This window comes from Dermabacter sp. HMSC08H10 (assembly GCF_001807585.1).
GTDB lineage: Bacteria > Actinomycetota > Actinomycetes > Actinomycetales > Dermabacteraceae > Dermabacter > Dermabacter hominis.
Genome location: NZ_KV789416.1, coordinates 1 through 24,981 on the forward strand (window position 1 = coordinate 1; position 24,981 = coordinate 24,981).

Consider the following 24,981-nt stretch of genomic DNA (forward strand, 5'->3'; position numbering starts at 1 on the left):
TGGGGTCGTCCGTCGGGTCCACAGTCGGATCATCCGTGGGATCCACAGTCGGATCCGTAGTCGGATCGTCAGTCGGGTCCACGGTGGGATCATCAGTCGGAGTAGGCGTCGGCTTGTCACAGTTGCACTTGGTGCCGACTCGCAGCTTGCGCGGCTGCGGATCCTTCACCACGTTCTCGTTAACTTCCGGGTCACCGACCGGCTTGCCGTTTTCGAGCTTCCAGGTCTTGGTGATTTCCTTCTCACCGAAGGAACCGGCCTGATCCTCAACAACCTTGCCGACCTCGAGGTTCGGGTCGTACTCGATGAGGGTGTCGTACGGGGTCTTCTCGGTGTGCTTATCGGTGAGCTCGGTCTGGTTCTTGGCCGGACCAACCTCGATGATGTGCTTGACCGGATCGCTGATCTTCTCGGAGGTGTCCTCCTTGGAGATCTCACCGTTTTCGGCGTTCACCTTGACGGTGTGTTTGACCTCGCCCTGCTTACCTTCCTGGACAACCTTGGTTTCACCAGGCTGCAGGTCAGGGTTGACACGCACCTCGACTTCGAACGGAGTCTTCTCAGTCCACTCGATCTCGGTGGAGGCAGGCTTGCCCTTCGTGCCGACCTTGATGATCTTCTTGACCGGCTCGGTCACACGCCCGGTTTCGGTCTTGGAGTCCACAACCTTCGAGTTCTCGATGGTCAGGGTAGTGGTGACCTTGTCCTTACCGAGCTTGCCTTCCTGAACAGTTTCCTGTTTTCCAGCTTCCATCGTGTCGTCGAACTGAATCTCAGTTTCGAACGGAACATCGACTTCATACTCAGTCTTGTGAGTGCCTTCAGTCTTGGTGCCGACGCGGATGATCTGCTTGACCGGCTCCTTGGTGCGCTCAGTCGTCACTTCCGGGTCACCTTCAGGCTTGCCGTCCACGATCTTCTGAGTCGAAGTCACAACCTCGATACCATGTTCACCCTTCTGACCAACCTTCTGCTGACCTTCTTCAAGAGTGTTATCGAAGACGATCTCGGTCTCGAACGGAATCGGCTTCTCGGTCTTGGTCACCAGCTCGCTCGGAGCAAGGCCCGGGCCGTACTCGACGATCCGCTTGACAGGCTCCTTGGTTGTCTCTTCCTCGGCTACCTCAGCCTTATCGCCCTCGGCCGTGAACTTAACAGTGTAGGTCTTCTCGCCGTTCTCACCTTCCTGAACAACCCGGGTTTCACCAGGCTTCAGGTCCGGGTTCTCGCGAACCTCGGTCGGGTACGGGATCGGAACCGTCCACGTGACTTCCTTGGCGCTCTTAGCAGGCTTAGTGCCGACGATAACGACCTCGTTCACCGGCGCCTTGGTCTGCTCCCAGCTACCGTCCTTGTTCTGCTTTTCCGACCCCGGCTTGCCCTTGGTCTCAACCTTGTACTCGCCGGCAGGGATGGTGTCGTCGTACTTGTATTCGACCTTGTACGGCACCTCGCGAGTCGGAGCATCCTGGATCTTGATCGGTGCATAAATTCGATCGGTGGAGCCATCGGCATAGGTCACTGTCACAGGAACCCTGATAGAGTCCCCCGGCTTCGCGGTCGTCGGCGCAGTGGCCACTACGTTGCCCTTATCGTCCAAGCCCACGATCCAGTCACCGTTGGCAGTCCTAACCGTATACGTCGGATTGCCAAATTCGTTGGTGTCATTTGTTGGTGTGTAGCCGTCGGCAGGACTGATCTTGTATGGGTCCTTCTCAGCCACATCGATGCCATCGGGCAGCTCAATAGTAAGCGGTGCGGTAACCGTGTCTCCAGGGAAAGTAGTCTCAGGCGGGTAGGTTGGATCGACCTCGAAGTTCTGGGTCAAGTTCACCACGGTGGTCACTGGTGTCTCATCGGTTGAGCCGTCAGGGTAGGTCACCATGACGTTGTGTACGTGCTTGTCGCCCGGCTTAGAGTCAGCAGGCGGGGTTACGAAAATCTCCCCGGTTTTCGGATCGATCTTGTAGGCCCACCCGTCAACGGTGTCCTCAGTTTTCGGCTTGTCGCCATCCATGCCGAAGGAGAAGGTCGTGCCTTCCGGCGCACCGTCACGATTAACAGGGCGCTTCACCTCGGTGCCTGGTTTGGTGGATTCGACCGAGTAGGACGGCTCACTGATGTCCTTCTGGTTTTCCTTCACATTGAACGGCGCATAGACCGTGTCGGTGGAACCGTCAAGATACTTGACGGTAACTGGGACACTCACGCTATCGCCGGGTCGGGCGCCCTTCGGTGCGGTAGCGGTAACGACACCGTTTTCATCGACGCCGACTTTCCATCCATTGACCTCGGAAGGAACCTGATAGCGCTGTTTCGGATCCTTAGTTAAGTCTCGTTCAGGGATCTTTGACTCATCCGTAATCTCGGACGTAATTACGCCACCTGGCGTCGTGGTCTGCAGCATGTACTGCGGCTCATAGACTTGGCGTTGTTCGGCCACGACAACCACGGTCGCGATGGTCTTGTCTGTCGAACCGTCCTTGTAAGTGACGCGAACAGGAATATCCGCGGAAGTACCAGGAAGTGCACGCTTGCTAATCGGTGTAGTGATCACACCTGTAACCGGGTCAATCTTTACATCTTCCCACCTCAAGTTACGCGGAGGTGCAATATAGTCCGGATCATTCGGATCCGTGATGATGGAGAAACGGGGTTTCGCAGCATCGTACAGGCGGGTACGGTCCACCTGGCTCACGACCACGTCGCCTGGTCGGCCCGTGACTGTCGGGTACAGGGGATCATTCGTACGCGCATAAGCGTCAATCACAGTAAAATCTGCTGGAACAGTAGCGTAGAGCCGTCCGGGTAGGTCACTTCTACCGGAACGGTGACTGTCGTTCCATTCTCTACGGTCACATTCGGGGTGGCCGTAATCGTGCCCTTCTCATCGATCTTGAACTCCCAATTCTTCGGCAGGTTGTCCGGGAGTTTGTACTTTGCAAGCGTCGGATCGGAAAGGGCGGTATCAATGTCCGACTCCACTGCCTCGCCGGCCTTGGTCACCTGCGGCGGATAAGACGCGAAGTCTTTGCCGGTACCGTCACCAATAACGTTAATAGTGCCGGTCACCACCTGCGGGGTAGCACCAGTGGCGTAGTATGCCTTCACTGGGACGGTTAGTCGCGCGCCAGGCACAGCTGTCTCCGGAATCGTCGAAGTCAGCTCACCAGTATTCTCGTCGATAGTGACTGTCCAGTCACCAGCCTTATACTCCAAAGAGCCGTCGGGGAAGGTGTACCGATTAGGTTTCTCATCATCGGTACGGCCGCCCAGGCCGATTTCCGGCAAGGTTGGTTGGAGTGTGACCGTTTCTTTTACGTGACCGGATTCCGCGGTGTAGTCAGGGACCTTGATTGCGTTGACGATCTGGAAGGGAACTTCAACCGTATCGGTCGTCCCATCGGGGTAGGTAGCAATAACCCTCGGCAAAATCTTAGTGTTGTTCGCGGCAGCTTCCGGCGACGTTGCCTTGACCTTCACTGTGCCGTCATCATCAACCGTTACTCTCCATCCTTCCGGAACGGATGCAGGGTCAACATCAAAAGACTTAGGCTGGACTGGGTCATATCCATCAAGGCTGGACTTCAAATCAAGCTCGGAAACAAGTACCTTACCTGCTGGGCCCTCGACCGTTCCCCTGACAGCTAATTCCGTAACCTGAGTATTGTTCGGGTCGACGACTGCAAGCAGCGGAATGATATCCTGCGAGCCATTGGAATAGGTGACGATGACACGGGGTTGAGCAAACGTGCCCGGCAACGGATTGGCTGGGGTCGTGACGGTGACGTCATAGGTGTTTGGATCTAGCTTGGCATCCCAACCCTTAAAAACGTAGCGCTTATCAAGCTTCACCGTGGCTTCAGCGCCGCCATCCTCACGTCTTCTCACTAGGTCTGCGATCTTGTCACCAACCTGCTTATAAGTAAGGGACTGGGGCCCAGTAACTACCGTATTGGTAGTCTTATCCACCCCAGAAGTAACAGTCTGCTGAACTGGAGAATACTCCGGATTGTGGAATTGCGTATCATCGAAGCTCCACTGATAGTTGCTCACTACATTCGCCGTGCTGTAGCGAGGCAGCGAGTTGGAGCTGCCGAAGGCCTTGCCATTGCCCTCGGGGTTGTTGTTGTCATTAGCAGCCTGGAGCTGATCCACGGTACGCGGCTTTGCCAGCACGCTAAAACGCATACCCTGCTGATCGGTGAGCTTCGTGCCCTTGTACTCCGGCATCGTGTAGAAGATTTCGCCGGTAGTCTGATCAATACGTACGCTCGACGTGCCGCCACCAGAAGAGGCGGTATCGCTAGTGCCGATGAAGTTGCCCTGAGCGTCGTAGGCCTCCACGACCATGCGAGACATCGAGTCGTCCGTGCCACCGTTTTTCACAGCAGGAACGTTGATCGTGCCGACCTTGAGCTCCTCGCCCGGCCTGATGACCAGTTTTTCTTGGCTCTCCCACGACACCGTGATCGGGTTACATTCAATGTTCTCGCTCGGCCATGGGTTGACAACAGCGGCGAAAATGACATTGGGACCTTGCGTGGCTTTCAGGCCGTTAGGGTTGTCCTTCGTGTAGCGCCCCTGCCAGGCATAGCGCACGGGGTTGTCGGCAGTGGCTGAAGCGAACTGCTTGACCTCCGCATCGGTGAGATCTGCGTAGAGATTCAGGTTTCGTTGGTTGCGGCTAGCAGTGATCTCGATGCTCTCGTCGGCCTTGTGGGTGACGTTCTTGTCGAGGAAAGTCTGGCCGACATTCATGGAAGGCACCATGCCGGTACCCAAGTAGTCGCCAAGGAGACCTGTATTGCTGAAATACCAATCGGTGAATGTGCGATCCTTCGAGTTGTCGAAGGAGAGGCTCAGGCCCCACAAGGTCTTGTCGGGGCTGGTTGCACCCGGCTCCAAGTTCTTCCACGTGAAGCCTGCCTGGCTGCCGTCCGGAGCTTTTTCCGAGACAACACATGAACCAGCCGGCAGGTCGGAAGCCTTCTGAGCGTCCTTCTCCACCGCGCCGGACTTGTCGCGGATGCCTCCGGTGAAGCTTCCAGCTGCAGAGGCTTCGGGAACAAAGGGGCTGTGTGGAACAGCACCAAGCGTGCCCATGGCGAGCGCGAGCACTGTGAGCGCCGAGACGCTCAAGCGCCGAAGGCGCTTGGGTTCGCTTGGCTCATGGGATGAAATCATGCTTTTGTCCTCAACTCTAGAAATCTGGAATTTCGGCGAATAACGACTAGACGTGCGCAGAGCCGGAGCCTCATCTCGTATGCCACCACTCCAAGCCAAGGACGACCAAAGAGGGCGGTAACATCCAGCGGTACTTCAACCCTAGCGCAGAAAGCGCGTGCGCGCGAGATGCGCGTCACTTACGAGGTACACTTCATGTCGATCGTTATGAAGCGATAACTTAAATCTCGGCTTAAGTGTCGCCAACGTATGAATTGACGCCTCTGCCCTTCACGACCGCGGTTACGCTCCAAGCTGCGCCTCCCGCTACGATCAGGCCCCGCCTATGCAGCAAAGCCGCGGATCACACGCGGCTCCTTCGTGAGGGGGTGGTCGCTCGCACCGCTCGCAAACTCCGCAAAATACCGGCGAAGTTCGGCGCCGGCGCGATCGATCTCTTCCCACGTCGCCCCCTCGAACGGGAGCGCGCAACGCCACGAATCCTTGCGCGAAAAGAGGAGGGCGATGTCCATGACGTGCGGCGAGCCGAACGGGTTGCCGGGCACGCTCCACGGCACGACGGCGCGGTGCGCGTTGCCGCCCGCGGCCGCCCACTCGTGCGCGAGAAAGTCGATTCCTTTCGTGAACACCGCTCGGCTCGAGTACTCGACGAACGCCCAGTAGGCGCGCTCTCCCACGCTCGGCAACCCGCGCAAGAATCGCGCGAAGGGCATCGAGTGCGCGAAAAAGCTCGCCTCGGTCCCCACGGAGCTGATAAGCAACGGAATTTTCGGCGCGATCGCATGCCATGCCGCAACGACCTCGCTCTCGGGCGGGAGCGGATCGTAGCCGTACTGCACGCCGAACGGCATCGAGCCGGCGAAGCCAAACCGCGAAGAAGCGGCTTCGATCGCCTTCTGCGCGGCGAGAAGCTCCTCGATCGGCGACTCCTTTTCCACTCGCTGCTCGAGCACTTTCGCGCCAACCGCATTCATGCGGCTTCGCCCCTCGCGAATTCCGAGCGGCGGGCTCAGCGCGATCGCGCGATCAAAGAGAAGCTCCTCGCTTCGGCCCATAAGGATCGCGTACCCCATGGCGGCGGCGTGGTGGAGGATAGCGTCGGCCCCCGCGGACTCCCCAAGGGCCGTGACCCGCGCACCGTCCCCGCCGAACACCGAAATGTTGCGCCGCACCCAGCGAAACGCCTCCGCCTGATCAAGCAAGCCGAGGTTCGCAGGACCGAGCGCGGAGCCGAGGAAGCCGAGCACCCCGAGTCGATACGAGACGGTCACGACGACCACGCGGCGCTCAACAACCCAGCGCGCGGGGTCGGTGAACGACGAATCTCCCGCGCCCGCGACATACGAACCACCGTGAATCCACACGATCACGGGAAGCTTCTCGCCCTCGCGGAGATCACCGGGGAGAGTGATCGAGAGATTTTGGCAGTCTTCGCTCACGGCCAGGTCGCGAAGTTCAGGCCCAAAAAGCGGCGGCTCTTCCGCGGGGTTCTGCGGCGCCGAAGGGCTCCACTCGCGCGCCTCGAACTCTCCGAGGTCCAGCACGGGAACTGGTTTCTCGAAACGCCCCGCGCGCGCATAGGGGATGCCCGTCGCACGGATGACCTCGCCGTCGCGCCAGCCAATAACCCTGCCTACAGGCGCGTCAAACGCGACCTCGTGGCCTCGTGAAAATCGCTCGGTATTCACGACACCATCGTACGGACGCCGCGCGCGGCATTCTTAAGACTTGCCCGGAAGGCTCAGCCCGTAATACCGAACCTTTCGAGCAGCTTCTTCGCTTCCGAACCTCCCGCGTTCTGAAGCGCGAGCAGCTCGGCGTAGATACCGCCGGAAGCGGCAAGCTCAGCGGGCGTGCCGATCTCGTCAATGCGCCCATCGCGCAGCGTGATAATGCGGTCCACGCCCGCGATCGTCGAGAGGCGGTGGGCGATGATGATCGATGTGCGGTTCTCCATGAGCGCATCGAGGCCCGCCTGGACCTGCCGCTCGGCTTTTGTGTCGAGCGCGGAGGTCGCCTCGTCGAGAACGAGGATCGGGGCGTCCTTGAGCATCGCGCGCGCAACCGCAATGCGCTGGCGTTGCCCACCCGAAAGCTTGAGGCCGCGCTCGCCGATCAGGGTGTCGTAGCCGTCGTTGAAGCGCTCGATGAACTGGTTCGCGTTCGAGCGCCGAGCGGCTTCGCGCACCTCTTCGTCTGTCGCGTTGGGGCGGCCGTAGGCGATATTTTCGCGGATCGTGCCGCTAAACAGCGCCGCGTCCTGGAACACGACGCCCACACGCGAGCGCACCACGTCGATCGGCAGATCGTTCACGTTGTGGCCGCGAAGGCGCACCTCGCCCGTGCGCGTGCGATACAGGCCAAGAATGAGGTTCACAATCGTGGACTTGCCACCGCCGGACTCACCCACGAGCGCGACCTTCTCCCCCGAGTCCACGTGGAAGCTCATGTCGTGCAGGACGTCGTGGTTCTCTTCGTAGGCGAAGTTCACGTGGTCGAAAACGATGCGCGGGGCACCCTCCACCGCCTCCGGGAACGATCGTCCGTCGGCAAGCGTCGGCCATACCTCGACCTTCGTGTCCATGACCGCGAAATAGTCTTTAGACCCGGCAACCGCGCGCTGCGATGTGTCCACGACCCAGCTCATGTTCTCGATCGGGTTGCGCACGAGGTTCATGAGCTGGATGAGGATGACCATGTCACCGACCGAGAAATCGCCCTGAACCGTGCGGATGAAGATGATGAGGTACAGCACCGCGAACGCGAGATTAAGCGCCGCGAGGCGGTAGACATCCATCTTGTGCCAGTGGACCGACTGCTCTTTCGTGATCGCATCGGTGCTGTTGAAGCGCTTCGTGAACGAGGCAAGCTCGCTCTTTTCTCGCACGAAACTCTTGACCACGCGGATCTGGCCCACGACCTCCGCGAAGCGGCCCGAGGCGATGTCGATCTGCTCGTTCTTCTCGCCTTCGAGTCGCTGCCACTTGACGCTCGTGAGGGAGGTCAGCCACAGGTACAGCGGGAACATGATGAACAGGATGAGGGCGAGCGGCCACCAGTACCACGCGCTGATCGCGAGCACGGCGATCGCGGTGATGATCATCGAGATGAAGGCGTTTGAGGCGATCTTCGCGAACGTTCCAATTTCGGCGATCGAACGGTTCAGGCGCGAGACGATCGTGCCCGTGAGTTCTTCGTCGTACCAGCGCTGCGGGAGGTTGAGCAGCTTGTCGTAGTAGCGAACGGAGAGCATCGCACGAAGGCGGTTGCCCATGACGTCACCGAAGTACCCGCCGATGTTCTGAATGAGAGCACTCGCCATGAACGCGACGAAGATCCACACGGCCGTCATGATGATGTCGTGCATCGCCTCGTCGCGCGTGAGCGTGCCGGCAACGGCCGCGGTTGCGGTGTCGGTCGCCGAACCGATGAGGAACGGGATCACGAGGGTCATCGCGGTCGTCAGGAGCGCCGACACGACGATCACAAGATAAAGCGGCCACAGCTCGCTCGTAAAGCGGAAAATTCTCGAAAGTGCCTTCACCCTTCCAGGGTAGGCGAGGTCCGACGGTTGCCGAGCGCACGTCGTTTCCGCAGTGTGAGAAACTGCTCCCACTTTCAATAAAGGAGTGGGCGCCGGCTCGCGATAACCGCGATGCCGGCGCCCCTGAGCTCTCGAACGAGGGCTCTTCGGTTACTTCATGCCCGCCTTACGCGAGCGTGCGAGGAGCACGCTGCCGAGGCCGAGGAACATGAGGCTTGCGATCGCGCCGCCGAGCTCGAGGCCCGTGCGTGGGAGGGGCGCATGGCCGCCCGCCGCTGGAGCGGTCACTCGTGCGGGGCGTGATGCCGTGCCGATATCGGCGACACCCGACTGGGTATCCCCACGATTCGCACCCGTGCCCTGCTCAGCGGCATTTCCGTCACTAGCGGGGCCCTCGGCGCCGGGGCCCTCGTCCGTGAGTCGCGCGCCCTCGGGTTCCTCAGCGCCAGTCCCCGCATCGCCGTCGGCGGGTGCGGGCTCAGCCGGGGCCACGCCGGAGTCCGACGGTTCCTCCTCAGGGGCTGGCTTCGCCGGGGCACTCTTGCCCTCGACCGTGATGCACTGCGAGTGGCTACGGCCATTGATCGTGATGATGAGCTCAGCCGTGCCGGGGCGAATTCCCGTGACCTCACCGGTCATGGGGTTCACGCGGATCACGGCGCTGTCGTCGGCAACCTCGGCTGCCTCGGAACCGTCGTCCACGAGAACTCCCCTACCCGAGTACTGAGCGGTGACGGGCCACGCAACGGGAACCGTGCGGCCATCCTGCGTGAACACGGCGCTGAAGTCGGCACTCTCTCCCTCGGCGAGGACCTTGGGGAGCGTGAGCGTTATGTCATCGACCCACGGCTTGGTTTCGGCCGCGAGCCACGCGACGCGATCCGCAGTCGTCGGATTCGCACCGACCTTGCCTGCGCCCGGGTTGATGCCAAGCATCGTCCACCCGGTGAAGCCGCCCGTCTCGGGCGTACCGTCCGGGTTCTTGCCCGAGTTGCCGTTGATCAGGTAGGTGACGCCTTCGACGGCCGAACCGTTGAACACCCCCACGTGCCCGTTGACGACGGCAGCCGACTTACCCGAGCGCTCGCGGAACTCACCGAGCACGCGCTCGAGTTCGCGGGCCTCGCGCTGGTCAGCGAGCTGGCTCGTTTTCGCGGGGAGCGGGTCGCTCGGCGGGTGGTGGAAGAACACGACGATGCCGGTGAGGGCGTCAGAGTTCTCGACCTCGTCGAGGGCCTCCTCGAGCTGCGCAATCTGATCGATGCCGCCGGAGCGGAGGCTACCGCCAGCGGTGTTGAGCGTGAGAATCTTGGTGCGGCCGAGCGTGCGCTCGTTCGTCACGGAGCCGAAAGCTTTCTCGAAGTTCTCGATTTTTCCGCCCATGACTTCGTGGTTACCGGGAACGTAGAGGTAGGGAATCTCTGTTCCCCACTCTTCGTCGAGGATCGTCTTCGCGAGCGCAAAATCCTCGGGGCTTGCTTCGTCAACGAAGTCGCCGTTGATCACGAGCAGGTCGGGCTTTTCAGCCTTGATCTCACGGAGGGTACGGCGCGCGCCCTCGACCGAGGGGGACTTCGGATCGCGCGCCACGAACTGCGCATCGCTCATAACGGCCACGCGCTGCGGGCGATCCGCCACCGAACCGACCGTGAGCAACGCCGGGTCGTGGATGGCCTTCCCGGCCTCAGCTTCGACCGCCGTTGTCGTCGTGGCGGTCAGGTTCGCGATCGTCACGTCGCCCTTGTACTTAGCACCGGGGCGGGTCTCCATGAGGCGCACGGCGTTGACCGTAAGCGGCTGCGCGAGGCCCTCCGGCACGTTGAAAACGACCTTCGACCAGCCATCGAAAGTGATGTTGTCGCCATTGATGTTCGTCTTCGTACCCTTCGCATCGATGACCTCGAGGCGTGGCCACACGCCATTGCTATCGCCCTTGACATCCGCGCTGAACGAGATGGCATTGCCCTCGAGCGTCACGGGTTCGTTCGCGATGAGGTAGTAGCCGCGGGTCGCGGTTTCCCGCGTGAAATCGAACTGCATGCGGACTGCGGGATCCTCGCCGTTCTCGCCCTTCGCGGGTTCGAGCGAGCCTGCGGCGCGTGCGTTGCCGTCCTTGAAGGCACCGAGATCGGTGAAGTCAAAGACCTGCTCTTCCTTGGTCCCGTAACTCACGGGGATCGTCGTCTCAACCTCTCCCACGCTGAACGTCACGGTGCCGGCTTCGGCATCGCCGGTTCCGGCGATCGTCCACGTGCCGAGTCCGTCATCGGTCACGGTGAAGCCCTTGCTCGCCTCGACCTTGACGTCCTGGGTTTCGATGCGGGCGCGGTGACCGTCGGAATCGATACCCGTGAGGGTGACGTTGCGGGTCGAATCGGGATCCGGGAGGCTCAGGGTGCGGGCGCTCGGGCGGATCGCGAGGAGGTCGCCGAGGACGCGCATCGTGACCGAATCCATGTGCACGCCGGTCTCGTAGGTGATGGTCGCCTCGCCCGGCTCAACACCTTCAACGATCGCCGTGCCCTGGTCGATCTTCTCGACGGTCGCCGCACCTTCAGCGGTGTACTCACCGTCAACGGCAAGCGGGGCGAGGTTCTTGCCCAGGCCTTCGCCTTCAAGCGTGCGGTGAAGGCCCGGGAACACAGCATTCTCGTTCTCGAGCACAACCGAGAGCTGAGCATCCGAGATCTCATCCTTCGGGGCGCTCGAGTAGAACACGAGAGCGTCGCTCACCGAGCGCACGTCACCGTCGGAAGGCGTATTCCACACCGCGGGACCGTCATCGCCCGCGGCGCGCGCGATCATCGCGGAGGAGCCGCCACCGTCGAGGTTCACGGCGTTGTACGCGCCGAGGTCCTTGAAGAGCTGGCCGAGCTCAGGGAGGGTCATGCCGTGGGAGTTGGCACTGCGGCCATCGAGCACGATCGCGTACACCTTCGAGCCGTCCTTGCTCACGCCGATCGCGGTGCGTGGGTGGCTCGTCTTCACGAGCGAATCATCGTTCATGGCCATGACCTCACCGTTCGTAAGGATCTGATCGCTGCCCTGAACGCCCATGTCGACGTCTTGGTCGGGGCCGATCGCGACGTCGACCTTGTCGCCAACCTTGAGCGCCGCGACCTTGTCGGCACCCTCTTCGCGGCCAAGGAGGAGTTGCGCGCCCTCGGGGATCTCCTGCTCCCCCACACCCTTCTCGACGATGCCGCTCGCCTTGACGACCTTGCCGTCCTGGACGAGGGCGTAAGCGGCGTGAGCGCTCACCTTGTCGGGTCCGCCGATGGGACGATCGAGAGTGTAAGAGCCCCAACGGGAGTTATATACGCCAACCTTGCCCTCGGGGAGGCTCGGGTCATTAAGGGTTGCAAGGTCAATCGCGGAGCCATCGCCGAGCGTGGCCTTGCCCGAGGTCGTAAGGGCCTGCACGACGGCCTTGCCACCCACGATCGTGAAGGCGGGGCGGTGACTATCCGAACCCACGACCGACTCCCCGTTCGAGACCGAGCTGTACACGGGCGCGTCGCTGAAGTTGATGTCGAAGAACGCCGAGTTGATCGCGGCAACCGCCTGATCGCCACGCTCGCCCGAGGTCATGAGTTCGCCGAGCGGAGAGCGGCTTGCGACCTTGCCGTTGTCAACAACGTCCATCGAGAGGGTCTGCTCGGTGAGATCGGCCGTCAGGACACTGCCCTCGTTCCAGCCCGCGCTCTCGAGCCGCGAGAAGGTCGTGAGGTCGAGGCCCGGCGCGACGCGGCGCGTCTGCGAATCCGCAAACACGCCACCCTTTGCAACGTCATCTTCGCTTGGCGCGGCCTGGGCCGTGGCCGGCGCGAGAACGGAGGGGGAATCGGCGGGGAGGGCAAAGCTACCGGGAACGGCGATGGCGAGGGCCGCGGCAATGGCGAGGGCGCGAAGGCCACCGCGCGTGCGGCGAGAGCGCGAAGCGCCGGCAGTGGCAGCCTCGCCCGGGGCGGGGATACGGGGCATGATCTCTATCCTGAACTCGAGAAACAGTGTCAAGCTCAGGCTAGAAATCGAGTCCTAACGGCGTCTTGCCAAGCGGTGAATTTCAGGCTGCGCCAGCGGCAACACCGGAGTTCACGGATCGTTCACCGTGGCTCTGCCAGCGCAGCTTCAACGATGAGAATGGTGGCTATTTCTCGCGCTTCAGGGGAACTGGTGCGAATTCGCGGCGAGACATCTATATTCCAGCCCAACCCAACAACCTACCCCCACGAGGGTTTCGCAATCGGCACGACCAAGAACGGCGCGGGCGCACTCAGCAAGCATCGAAGGCGAGGATTGCGAAGCAAGCGGCGACGCAATGAATCGTCACTACGGGCTGGTCAAACACTCGTACTGGGCCCGTCAGAATCGGCACCATGGAATCATTTGGTCTCGTCTTAGAGACCCCAACATTTAGATAAGCAGCACTGCGGCCATTCCAATGATGCCTCTAACCAAACTGAAGGGAGTTCACCTGCGCTCCTCTAGACCCAATTTAAGCAGCGGTTCCAGCGAATACCCCTCAAGATACAGGACTCGTTTCGAATCGAAGTGGCTCCAAAATAGCGCAGAGTACACTAGAGGGTATTTAGCCTTATCGTCGGCATAACGCCGCGCAATTTCGCTGCCGTCGCGCCCCGTAAACCATTTTCCGATCCGCCCTCTATGCGCTTCCGCTTCAGAGGATGACCAGTAACCCTCGGGATTGACGTATAGAGCAGCACCTTCGCGCATATTTTTGAGAATGCATTTCCGGCTCAACTCATCGGCCTTCAGATAGTACAGATGACCATCCAAGCCCTTTAAAAGCGTGCCGAGATTATCCTCACAAATTTCCAAGAAATCCATCGTCGAATATTTGGCGAGTCCCGCTTCAGTTCGTGCACCATTTGGCAACGTTTGTGACACAGCCACCTCCTTCAAAAGCTACTATATGCGGTAGCAGTTTCACATTGGCCCATCTTTCCTGTTTCCACCATAAACTGCGTCGTCTATTTTCCGGTTCCACAGCACGTATCTACGCACCCTCCCCGGCGCGTCTACAGCTTCCTTCTTGGTGGTTTTGTCGCCTTCTTGAATGCGCGCCACCTCTGGTGGCGTCACGTCAGATTACGGCCTGATCTGTGGTCGTGCTTGTCCACAGACCTGCCTTTTACGCTGGAACTGTTGGGCTTGCCTGAACCTGCTGCGCCTCTCTTAGTCGACATACCTGAACTACGCTGTCCCGATCCCGTTGCAGATGCGCGACCGTCCATCCCTATCGTACTTCGAGTACCTCACGTTGCATCGCTCCGGCACACTACCGTGCTTGTAGATCCGCAGCGATCTGTTAGGTCGAATATTGAAACAACGTCCGTGGGGTAGTTGTATGCCGTGGAGCTTCCGCCGGGGACGGGGTCTGTGGAGGTAAAGGTCCCTGTCGCCTGGTTGTAGAGGCGCACGCCCATGAGGGTGAGACCCGCGGTAGCATCACTCGTCGCGCGTCCTTTCGCACCAAGCCACCCACACCCAACCGGACCTGAAACCGTACGCGCCTCGGAGGCTTCCACGGGCTCGTCATACTCCTTCCATCCAGCCCAACAAATGATCGTCTCCGCAGGAGTATCCGTGGCAAAAGCTCGGCATCACCATCAAAAAAGCAACGCCGGCAGACAGTAGAGTAGGCGAGCAGAACAACCTCGCCGTGGCGTTGGGCGACCTACACAGCTAACACCCACACCCGGCAGAGGCAACCAACCAAGCTCGCGCCCAGCAAGCATCGGCCCGCCAGGCCGAGAATGCGAGGGCTGCGACGTGATCCGCTGCAGCCGAGACTCGAATTGCTTACTTTGCCGCATCTAGATTGCCTAAATCCATATTTTGGATACTGAAGTGGAATTTACTACCGAGACCCTGTTTCAGTTTTGACGTGATAAACGGATCCACCATGCCGCAAGTGACACTACCCTAACGCTTCCACGATTCTCTGCGCTGCGCGACTTACAGCATTAGCATCTAGCGGGTCACGGCTAGCATCATATATTACCTGTTCTACCTGCTCACTACTGATACCCTCTTGAACGTTATTGCAAGAGTATCTGTAAATAGCATTCGCCTCGGTAGAGTAGACAGACGACGAACTTTGCAGAATAAATTCGGGGAGGTCTGCTGGATTTTCTTCGGTCAAAATTTGCATTATTATCTTTCGCACCTTACGGAAGGTTAATCTATTGCTCTCAGCCCACATAAGTGCTCCTAATTCTTACTCAGCCACCAGGACATTAGCGGGAGCCTACCCCTCATCGACATTCCAGCACCCCGTACCCCGATGGGATGCGCTCCCCAGCGACTATTGGCACCGGCCACACAATCGCACTTTTATGCGCCGCACATCTCAAAGTCTGGTCCACCCGAGCAGAAGTAGCTCAAACACTATTGCCGCGACCAGAGAGATCACCGTCAGGACTATCGAACGAGTGCACACTGATGTCACAAGCGATGTACCTAAAGCGACACTCAGGCTCTTCACAAGGGCTAACCATATACCACCTTGTGAAAATTTCTTGTCCTCTTTCAAAAGGAACTCGTACCCGGTATACGCCAACAAAATACTGGCCACTACCGTTACCGCGATTGAGACGGGTGTTAACCCGTCGGGAAGTGTGCGAAGAGTCACATAAGTAGCAGAATCTATCAAAATAAGGAATCCATGAAATTTACTGCCTTCTCCGGACTCTTCTGTGGGCTCCAAGTCTTCGTCTTTTGGCTCACTAGCCATTTTGCCTGACACCTCCGTGCGCCTACTATTCATGGCTAACCGGGAAGCCTTCCAGAGATCCTTCCCGTTGAGCTTGTGTGCAGAGCCTTTAAGTAAACCCATGAAGTCCTCCAATAGAGGATGGAATATTTCGCCCTATACTGAAGAAATGAGTATCCGCGGTACCAGTACTTCATGACACCACCTTTTCCGCACTCTTTATACTCGGTCCATATCCAGAAACTCTTCTTTTGTAGTTGGTCGATGCCAATCCCCGAGGGTGCAACCCGTTGTGCCCATTTTGGCAACTTCTTCCATAATCCAGTTTTTTGAAGTATTTTTTTGGGACCTAAAGTCTGCCCGAAGATGAGCGCAGAGAGCCATATTTCTTTTGCATTGTGCCATTTTCCAGTGGTTTGCCGGCGCGTTTTGGATACCTGTGGCCGCGAGTTTCCCTTTTTTCGTTTACAGGCTTCCTTTCCTGACTGGTCGCACATATTGATGGGGTCGGTGGGATAGTTGTATGCCGTGGAGTTGCCGCCGGGGACGGGGTCTGTGGAGGTAAAGGTCCCTGTCGCCTGGTTGTAGAGGCGCACGCCCATGAGGGTGAGACCCGCGGTAGCATCACTCGTCGCGCGTCCTTTCGCACCAAGCCACCCACACCCAACCGGGCCCGCAACCGTACTCGCCTGGCCGGAATCCGCGAGCTCGCCGTACTCCTCGTACCCAGCCCAACCAGCGATCGTCTCCGCAGGGGTGCCCGTGACCGCGGTCGCGGAAATGGGAACGGTCGTGGCAATATCGCCATAAGTACTCGACAAAGCCAATTCTGCCGCACCGTCGGTCTTGATATAGGCTCCGATATCCCCACTAATCGACCCCGCAAACCGGGTCGTCTCCACAAGCCCGTTCGGCTGTGTCACATCCACCCAAGCCGGGTTGTCACTATCATCGGCGTAATGTCGCGTCGTCGTAGTTGTCCCCGCCGGTGTAACCGTGGTTTGGCGCCCAAACACGTCATACACATACCCGCCCGACGGACGATCAGCAGTGTCATAGATAAGTGTTTGTGTCTTCCCCGTCGTGGCGGTCCCGGCCAGCGGGCCGTCCGCGTGGATTCTTTCACTCAGCCCAGCACGAGCACCCTTCGCAGTGAACGTGTACTCACGCACCACATACGGCGACACTGTCGCATCCCCCACCGGCAGGCCAGTCAGATCCTCAACCTTCGCGAGATCACCTGCCTTGTCGTAGGTGTAACGATGATCGAAATCAAGCGGGCTCGCATCAAGCACCTCCGTCACATCCACATCCGGCGCCAGCCCCGCCGTCGTAGCTATCGCAGACGCACACAACGATAGATCCATGACCCCGCTCGCTACAGGAGCTCCGAAACTTTCAACAGCACCCACCCAACAACTTCAAAGAAAACTGTCCCATATAAAAGCTTTCTGTCAAGAGAAGTCTTGTCGCTAGCTCGGTCGACCCAATGCGCTTTACAATGTACGAATTTGGCGAACAACCCAAGCTCCTTGGGGGCATTGAACATGTCGACAACAGTATCAGCAACAAATAGTGCGAGCGAGATACAAACCGTGACGAGCGTCAAGAATTCAACACATTCACCCAATTTAGCGGGTCACTCTCCACAGCGCGAACGACTGGAGTCTAACAATACCCGCAGTCTTAAATGCCCCCCGGTGCGCATACCCTCTGCGGTATCTGCTTCCTACTCTTCCCAAGCGGGCTCTCGCTGTAGTACCGAAACTACAAGTCCTTCGTGCGCGACTGGTCCTAGGCCGACATGAGCGGCTCAGACGGTGCCGTGCGGTAATTCTCGACCGCGCCTTTCCCACTAACGATTTGCCCCCTCCGCTTCTAACTTGGCGACTCCCAACCAACGCACTCGCGCTAAATATCTATCATAAAGAACATTTCTTACCGCACACGCCACTACGAAATTTCCACCTTTTTCAACGCTTCCGCTAATCTCAAAATGCAGTTCGCTTTAAGGCAAACTCGCCGCTCTACCTGCATGAAAGGCTACAACACCCGTGTAACAACTTTTGATATTAACAGAAAGACTAGAGTCGCACAATAGAGGTGGGAAATAATGCATCTACTTCCGGAATCTCCACATATCTGCCATCCAAGAAATCCAGAATAAGAAAGTTGTATGATGGGAAGAACCTGCGCTTGCGCTGACCAATGAGGTACTCGCCTTTGGTGCACATTTCTGCAATCGCGAGAATGTCCTCCACTACCTCAATAAACATCTCCTCGCTCCAAGGCGACGGCACCGGATAAACAAGACCAAACTCAAGAAACGAGAGCCGGAAAAGGTTTTCGTTGTACCTCACCGAGAATTGCGGTCCATATTCGTTGTCCACGTTCCAGACAACGAACTCGCCGTTTACTGACGCATTAACTCCGAGCGACGAACTTAAGCGCTTCGTAGCAGGCTCAATGATTGAGCGCACCAGGTCCGACAATCCACTTAGCCCTTCTTTCGAAAATTCCACGTCTCCACTTCCTTGCCTGTACGATGGTTTCGCCAACCGCCCCATTTGCGTTCAAAGTGGAAAGAGCCACGGTTGCGCAATTTCTTCTTTGCGGAGGTTGAGAGACGCTTGTAGTGCTTTAACGACGGTCCACCCGATATACGCCACGGCGCACCCTTGGAGGTGCGACCAACTCTCAACAGATTATTCCCATTCCGCACAAACTTTGTGAAAGAGAAAAAGCCAAGAGCCCCGCCTCCTACTACGGAACTAGCCAATCCCCATTTTGAAAATGACTTTCGTCCATAGTGCTTCGACAGATATCCAGCGCCGGCAGCCACTCCTCCGACGATAGCGCCGCAAACAACACTAACTCCGCATGCAAACATACCCCCGATCGCGAGTACGGTTGCGCCACCCCCTACTACTTTCCTCCAATTGCGCTTCCACCAGCCTTTTTTGCCGTCGAGGTCGTGCTGGTTGATGGGGTCTGTGGGGTAGTTGTATGTCGTGGAGTTGCCGCCGGGGACGGGGTCTGTGGAGGTGAAGTTTCCTGTCGCCTGGTTATACAAGCGTACGCCCATGAGGGTGAGACCGGCGGTGGCGTCGGTTGTTGAGCGTTCTTTCGCGCCTAGCCACCCATACCCAATCGGACCCCCAACCGTGCCTGCTTGCGTGGGGTCAATGGCCTCGCCGTATTCCTTGTACCCAGCCCAACCAGCGATCGCCTCCGCAGGAGTATCCGCGGTCGCGGTCGCGGAGATTGGCACAGTGGTGACGATGTCACCGTGAATATTCGGCAACGTCAACTCCGCGACACCGTCGGTCTTGATGGTCGCGCCGAGATCCCCACTAATCGACCCCGTAAACCGGGTCGTCTCCACGGCACCGTTCGGCTCCTTCACGTCCACCCATGCCGGATTGTCACTATCATCGGCGTAATGCCGCGTCGTCGTAGTTGACCCCGCCGGTGTAACCGTGGTTTGGACGAGCCTGCGAGCAGAGACATCGAGCGTGAACGTTGTGGTGGTGTCGCCTTGGGTGATCTTTTGCGGCAAATCACTATCGAAATACGCGAGGCTAATATTCCCCTCACTGGGGTTCGGAGCATGTGCTGCCGGGAGCGTGGTCTGGCGGCCGAAAAGGTCATACACATACCCGCCCGTCGGGCGATCAGCAGTGTCATAGGTAAGGGTCTGTGTCTTGCCTGTGGTTGCTGCACCGGTCGGGGTGCCGTCAGCACGGATTGTTTCTTTCACCCCAGCACGAGCACCCTTCGCAGTGAACGTGTACTCACGCACCACATACGGCGACACTGTCGCCTCCCCTACCGGCAGGCCAGTCAAATCCTCAACCTTCGCAAGATTGCCTGCCTTGTCGTAGGTGTAACGATGATCGAAATCAAGCGGGCTCGCATCAAGCACCTCCGTCACATCCACATCCGGCGCCAGCCCCGCCGTCGTAGCGATAGCGGTCGAGAATGTCGAGGAGTCTGTGCGAACACGACCCGACACGTCATTAGTCTGCGACCAGGAGAACCACACGCCAGGCGCAGCAACTCCGGTCTCAGGGTCCGTGACCCGGCCGGTGTAGGTGAGGCCGGTTTCTTCGCCTGCTTCGTTGAGTTCGTGGGTGACGGTGATGCCGCCGGGAAGTGTCTCGGTGGTCATCGCACCCGCGGCGTCATACGCCGCAGCATACGTCAGAGGTGAGGATGAGCCACGGGTCACGGTTTGTTTCGTGACCAGACCGCGCCGCTCTGCTTTCCCATTCGCATCGGTGCCGTCATATTCAAACGAGGTCACGCCCTTGCCGTCATCGACCGAGGTCACACGGGCTTTCGCGTCATACGTCGTCGTGGTGACGTCCCCCAGCTGGTTTGTCGAGGTGATCTGTTTGCCCCACGCGTCGTAGGTGTAGGACTGTTTCGCACCCGCGATACCAGTACCAGCACTGTTCGCGACACCGACGGCGTCCACAAGGCCCGTGGCCTGGTTGTACTGGGTGAAGATCGCATCCATCGGCACCGATCCCGCGAGTCCACTCGTGGAGGTTTTCGTGTAGATAGCGCGGCCTGCGGCATCGTATTTCACGCTCGAGGTCCGCGTCGCGGCACCAGATGTCTCCACGGTTGTAGTGGGGGCGAGCCAATAGTCATACCCGGTGACCTTGCTGCTCGGCATACTCGGCCCCTCGCTTGGGGCAGAGGCTGGGAACGTGCGACACACCTCCCCCGCCCAGGCTTTAGCCTGCGCCGTGTTGCCACAGGAAGCATCCGCAGCATTGGGCCCTGCCGTGTAGTAAATGGTGCGAGTCGTGCCTGCATCGTCACCGTTCGAGGTCGGCGCGATCGTGGTGACAACTTTGCCGCGGGGATCAAAGATCTGTTTTGTCACGCGGCCGGCGTTGTCGGTCACGGTGGTCGGTGTTCCGAGAGTCCAGCCCGACGTCGGTGAGGTCACGGCCGAGCCGTCAAGAGGGTTGTAGCCGTTCTTTATGGTCGACACAGCCTCCACCACGCTCACCGCGTCCGGGCCACTACCTGTCGTGACCGCATCCGAGATCACGGTCGTGGCAAGCGAGTACGGCTGACCGGTCGCGGCATTGATCCCGTTATTGGGTGCTCCTTCGTCATAAATCGTGCGTGAATGCGGTCGCACCCTGGCTGTGGAGCCGTCATTGAGCATGACGTCGCGGGCAGGCCCGAACGTCTCCTCGACACGAGACCCGGCGGGCACGAGCACATTGCCTGCAGTGTCTTTAATTTCTGCGTTGTAAACGGTCTGCTCGGACAGGTCATCCACCTGGGCCTGCGACATGTCCGGGTCAGCGAGGGTCGTGTTGACTGCATTCTCGTCGAGGGTGCGGACCACGTTGCCCTTGGCGTCATACCACGTGGCATCAATCTGCCACGCACCAGCGCCGTAGCTGGCCGTGTTGATCGTGTATGCGTCCGCGTTGATGTAACTCAACGAGGCGTACTGCATGTCCGCAGCCGGAACGTCTTTGCCTACGAGGGCATTCACGGGATGGTCCGAGCCGAATACGGCGTAACCGTTGACTGGGACCTGAGCGTCAAACTCAGGCGTGCCGTCGGCCTCTTTCACCCATGCCTTCACACCCGCACGTGACAGATCCGGCAACCCGGCCCCGCTGGTGGCAACGTTGTAGACGATGGATGCGATCTGGACGGGAGGGGCGCCGGTAGTTTGCCCGTCCCGCTGGACGTTCTTCACCATCATCGTCGGGATCGAAGGGTCAGGGTTGGGTGCGTAGTTCATCGTGTAACCCGCAAGACCACTCGGGGTGATCGTCTTGAGCCTGGTCGATGCTCCATCCCACGTGTAGGTGGTCTTGAGCCCTGAGCGCACATCCGTCACGCTCGAGAGCCTGGTGAGTGAGTCGTAAGTGTAGGTCGTGACAGGTGTGGTCACCATTTGGTTCGTGGCAGGGTCAAACAGTGTCGCTGATGCTTTTGCAAGCCGCTGCACGCTCATTCCGTTCGGGTCCGTGACACTGGTGTAGGCGAGCTCTACCGCGCGGCAGCCAGGCTGCAACACGCCCGAAGGAGGGCACGCCCCGGCTGCAAGACCATCAGGAAGCGGCGCAACGATACGCGTCACCACACCAGTGGTCGCGTCGTAACCGAACGTGGTTGAGGACCCATCCCCCACCGCGGCGATCGACACCGGCCTAAAGTCAAGATTCTTACCCGCACCACCAGTCGTAGGTTGGAATGTTGTCACGGTCCCATCGTCTTCAGTCACGACGAGGGTGGGGGCCGCCGCTGTACCAGTGATCTTTGCCGTTACGCCGGAGAGTTCCGTGTCGGTCGTTCCGGGCACGAGGGTGCCGGTGACCGTTTCGCGTTTACCGGAAGGGTTGACGAACACGAGCGCGTCGCCGTCTTCCCCCATGAGAGCGATCGACCCGTCACTCATGCGCTGATCAATCACTTCCACGCCGGCGAGACCAGCGGAGTCGTCGCCTTCCAGGTTTGCCGTGAACCCGGGGCCGAAGATGCCAGTGACAGGGTCCACTGGCCACGCTTTCACATCGCCACTACCCGTAAACGATAGGTGCGAACGCGACAGCGTAATATCTGACCCGTACCCGGGGACAGTGACGTCCGTGTCGGAGGTTTGAAACTCACCCGTGTAGAGAGCGACCTGACCGGTTTCGACATCCGTGGTTGGGTAACCGTCGCCGAAAGCGTGTGGGACGCGCACCACCACAGTCGGCGCAACACCACCGGTACACATGGGGGTCTTCACACCCGAATAGGTGAAGCAGACTTGGAAATCCATGCGCACCGGACCACGCGAAGCTTTGTTCGCCGCCGCAAGTGCCGCGGCTGCGTCAAACGTGCCGGTGAACACGGTCTCTTTGCCCAGCGCACCCGTCACAGCAGTGGCACTACCCGCGTTGATCCAGGTGTCGTTGCTGCCCGACGGGCGCCACTGCATTTGCGCAGAGACGGTCATCTCGTTCGCGGTGCGTGGTGGTGCTTTCGCGAGCACCTTGAACTCGCCGTTAGATGCCTCGAGCCGTCCCGGGGAATACAAGGCCGGGCCGCCCCACCCGGCAGTGAACACGCCAGCATCGGACGTCAGGCGTGATGCTGTGGACACGCGGGCTCTGATTTGGTGCCCGCCCGCCGTCTTTGGCAACGACACCGTGACGCTCTTGCCCGCAGTCACCGCAACCGTCGCCGCTACCGTAGCCCCATCAATCCGGTAATCAAGCTGCACGGCCTGGTTATTACCGGTGAGCACTGGTGCAGTGATCGTGCACGGCACATTTGCGCCCGGCACATTCGTTGTCCATGATCCATTGCTGTAGCTCTGGCAGGTGATGGTTGGTGCGGCAGGCTTCGCCTGGGCGGTCTTGATCGTTTTCCAGCCCGACCACGACGCGCTCCACACGCCCAGCTCATCCACGACCTTCGCACGCACATACAGCGTCTTGTTATCAGGTAGATCAGCCGGAAGCGTGCACGAGAGCGTGGAACCTGACGCCCCAAGACCAGTCGCACACTTTGTCACAAACGAATCCGTCGTGCCCGCAGTCGAGGTATGCACCTCGATATTCGCTCGCATCGAATTCCCATCCGGATCCGTCCCTACCGTCGACACAACCGGGCGTTTCGAGGCCACATACGTGTCTGCACCATAGGTGGTGGTTCCGGCAACCGTTGGCACTGCTGCCACGTTCGGTTTGCGGTCGTAGGTGAACACGATCGAGGGAGGTGTGGTCGATTCCATCGACGCGAAACGCTTCCACCCGTTCACATCTGTCTCGGACGCAGCCTTCAACGCCAACGATGCGCTACCTGCGCTCGAGGTTGCCCATGACTGCGCGAGACCAGTGATCGGAATACTCACCCAGCCCGCAGCACACGACGAACTATGCCCCTTCGCAACTGTCACGCTGCCCTGCTTAGCTACCAGGCCCGGCTGCGCACGCCACCGCACCGCCGAAGTTGCGACCGCGTTCGTCGACCACACCTCCAACGCCGTCGGCCTGCACGAATACGACCACGACTCATACAACTTCAACGACGCCGACTGAACCTTCAACCCTTTAAACGATGCCGTCGAAAACGTGAGAAACGATCGAGCTTTCGCAGACCCGTCATACGTGCCAGCCTTCAACTCTCGCTCACTCGAACGATCCGACGAAACATTCGACTGCACGAACGCGTCAAACGTCGGCCGCGTGGTCGCAGACGCATACACCGGATCCACCGTCACCGGAAACACACGTGCCTCATCGAGCAGCCACTCCCGCGACAGTGACAACCGAAGCGTCACCGCCGTCGCTTCTTGCTCCACGAGCTGCACACTCACACCCGTGTGCTGTGTGTGCTCGCGACTCTTCACGTCCACGAACGCGTCCCATGCCATCGGGGCCTCGAAACGAGACACCACGTTCCCAGCCGCATCAACGAATTCGACACGCTCACCTGTGATTTCGCGGGCCGTCACACCCTCTGGGATCGACAACGGCACATCCCATGTCACCAGCGAACCCGATTGGTCCGCAGCATAAGACTCGGCAGCGGTGCGGTCCGCAATAATGAACGACTGCTCGAACCCATCGCGCGTCGCTGTTACCTGAAGATCAATCCCCGGCCACGCTTTCGCATACGTTGCCGTCGGCCCCTCCACACGCGGTGCACCAAGCGAATCCGGCCACGTCACCGCGATCTGCGAATCCGCTGCCCCACCTGACAGCGACGCTACCTCAGCCGGTTGAGCATCTGTGCCCTTCACCTCACCCGCCAACACAACCCCCTCGGGCACTGACGTGGGAGCAAGCGAACCATCCGCCTTCTCAACCAGATCAGTATTGAATGAGGTCCATTCACCCTTATCGTTCTTGAACCGCACCGGGGCCGCGAACTGCTCTGTCGTCACCGACCCATCCGCATTCACCCACGTGCTCGAGGACTCCGACCGTTCCGCCGTCACCTCCACACGCTTGCCCGTCGCTCGGGCCTGGATCACAGCCGACGGAAAATCAACCACACCACCCGAGGTGGGAGTGGCCTGCTCCACAGGCGAAGGAGAAGGGGCAGGAGTGGTATCAGCCCAGGCCTGCGATGCAGGCACCAAACCCGCCGACACCAACGCCGCCGACACCCCATACGCCGTCAACAAAACAGCACGACGAAACACACGATTACTAGACCAGCCACCCACGCGAGAATCCTCTACTCACTTGCAGCATCACTGCTGCTCCCGTAACGCCCCGAAGAGGGAGTCAGAGAAACTTTACTGCCACGTAAAAGGAGCGAGAAGCGGACTTAAGTCCCCTCAAGGTTGAATGACGTCAGCTCTTTGGGTGGGCTTCGATGATGATGTTGTCGGTGCTGTGTCTGCTGGCGGGTTGGCAGCAGGCGGAGAGGGGCGTTTGCCAGCTGGATTTTGTGATGGTCTCCGTGGTGCCGTTGCCGTCGACGTAGGCAGTGTCGCCAGTTTCCACGGTTGCCGTTACCTGGTTGAGGT

The 24,981-nt window shown here is 59.4% G+C and carries 9 protein-coding genes; all 9 read right to left on the minus strand.

Translation table 11 applies throughout. The features are described from left to right. Nucleotides 1-2,770, minus strand: a 2,770-nt coding sequence (locus HMPREF3176_RS01285; RefSeq protein WP_210386440.1) for a G5 domain-containing protein, incomplete at its 3' end; no start/stop codon positions are given. Then, nucleotides 2,767-5,187: an adhesin domain containing protein gene (locus HMPREF3176_RS01290; RefSeq protein ID WP_070457605.1), complete on the minus strand. Its 2,421-nt coding sequence runs from the start codon at nt 5,185-5,187 to the stop codon at nt 2,767-2,769. The genes HMPREF3176_RS01285 and HMPREF3176_RS01290, both read right to left, overlap by 4 nt. A 323-nt stretch (nt 5,188-5,510) precedes the next feature. Then, complete coding sequence (locus HMPREF3176_RS01295; protein WP_070457607.1) at nt 5,511-6,875, minus strand: carboxylesterase family protein; 1,365 nt, start codon at nt 6,873-6,875, stop codon at nt 5,511-5,513. 53 nt (nt 6,876-6,928) lie between these two features. Continuing rightward, nucleotides 6,929-8,731 (minus strand): ABC transporter ATP-binding protein, encoded by a 1,803-nt coding sequence (locus tag HMPREF3176_RS01300; protein ID WP_070457608.1) that lies wholly within the window; start codon nt 8,729-8,731, stop codon nt 6,929-6,931. A 150-nt stretch (nt 8,732-8,881) separates the two neighbouring features. Continuing rightward, complete coding sequence (locus HMPREF3176_RS01305) at nt 8,882-12,715, minus strand: phosphodiester glycosidase family protein (protein ID WP_070457610.1); 3,834 nt, start codon at nt 12,713-12,715, stop codon at nt 8,882-8,884. A 489-nt stretch (nt 12,716-13,204) separates the two neighbouring features. Then, on the minus strand, nt 13,205-13,642 hold the full coding sequence (locus HMPREF3176_RS01310) for a hypothetical protein (RefSeq protein WP_016663475.1): 438 nt from the start codon (nt 13,640-13,642) through the stop codon (nt 13,205-13,207). Nucleotides 13,643-15,526: 1,884 nt separating this feature from the next. Next, nucleotides 15,527-16,837 (minus strand): RHS repeat-associated core domain-containing protein, encoded by a 1,311-nt coding sequence (locus HMPREF3176_RS01320; protein ID WP_070457612.1) that lies wholly within the window; start codon nt 16,835-16,837, stop codon nt 15,527-15,529. A gap of 717 nt (nt 16,838-17,554) precedes the next feature. Then, nucleotides 17,555-17,992 carry a hypothetical protein gene (locus HMPREF3176_RS01325; RefSeq protein WP_016663479.1) on the minus strand — a complete coding sequence of 146 codons (438 nt, stop codon included), beginning with the start codon at nt 17,990-17,992 and terminating at the stop codon, nt 17,555-17,557. Next, nucleotides 17,968-24,531, minus strand: coding sequence for a DNRLRE domain-containing protein (locus HMPREF3176_RS01330; protein ID WP_141742321.1), 6,564 nt, complete (start codon nt 24,529-24,531; stop codon nt 17,968-17,970). The genes HMPREF3176_RS01325 and HMPREF3176_RS01330 overlap by 25 nt, the downstream gene beginning before the upstream one ends. Between the last annotated feature and the right edge of the window lie 450 nt (nt 24,532-24,981).

Bases quoted from the DNA above. Each gene is read 5' to 3' on its own strand.
- HMPREF3176_RS01320 (WP_070457612.1), bottom strand. From the start codon at position 16,837: ATGGATCTATCGTTGTGTGCGTCTGCGATAGCTACGACGGCGGGGCTG.
- HMPREF3176_RS01305 (WP_070457610.1), bottom strand. From the start codon at position 12,715: ATGCCCCGTATCCCCGCCCCGGGCGAGGCTGCCACTGCCGGCGCTTCG.
- HMPREF3176_RS01290 (WP_070457605.1), bottom strand. From the start codon at position 5,187: ATGATTTCATCCCATGAGCCAAGCGAACCCAAGCGCCTTCGGCGCTTG.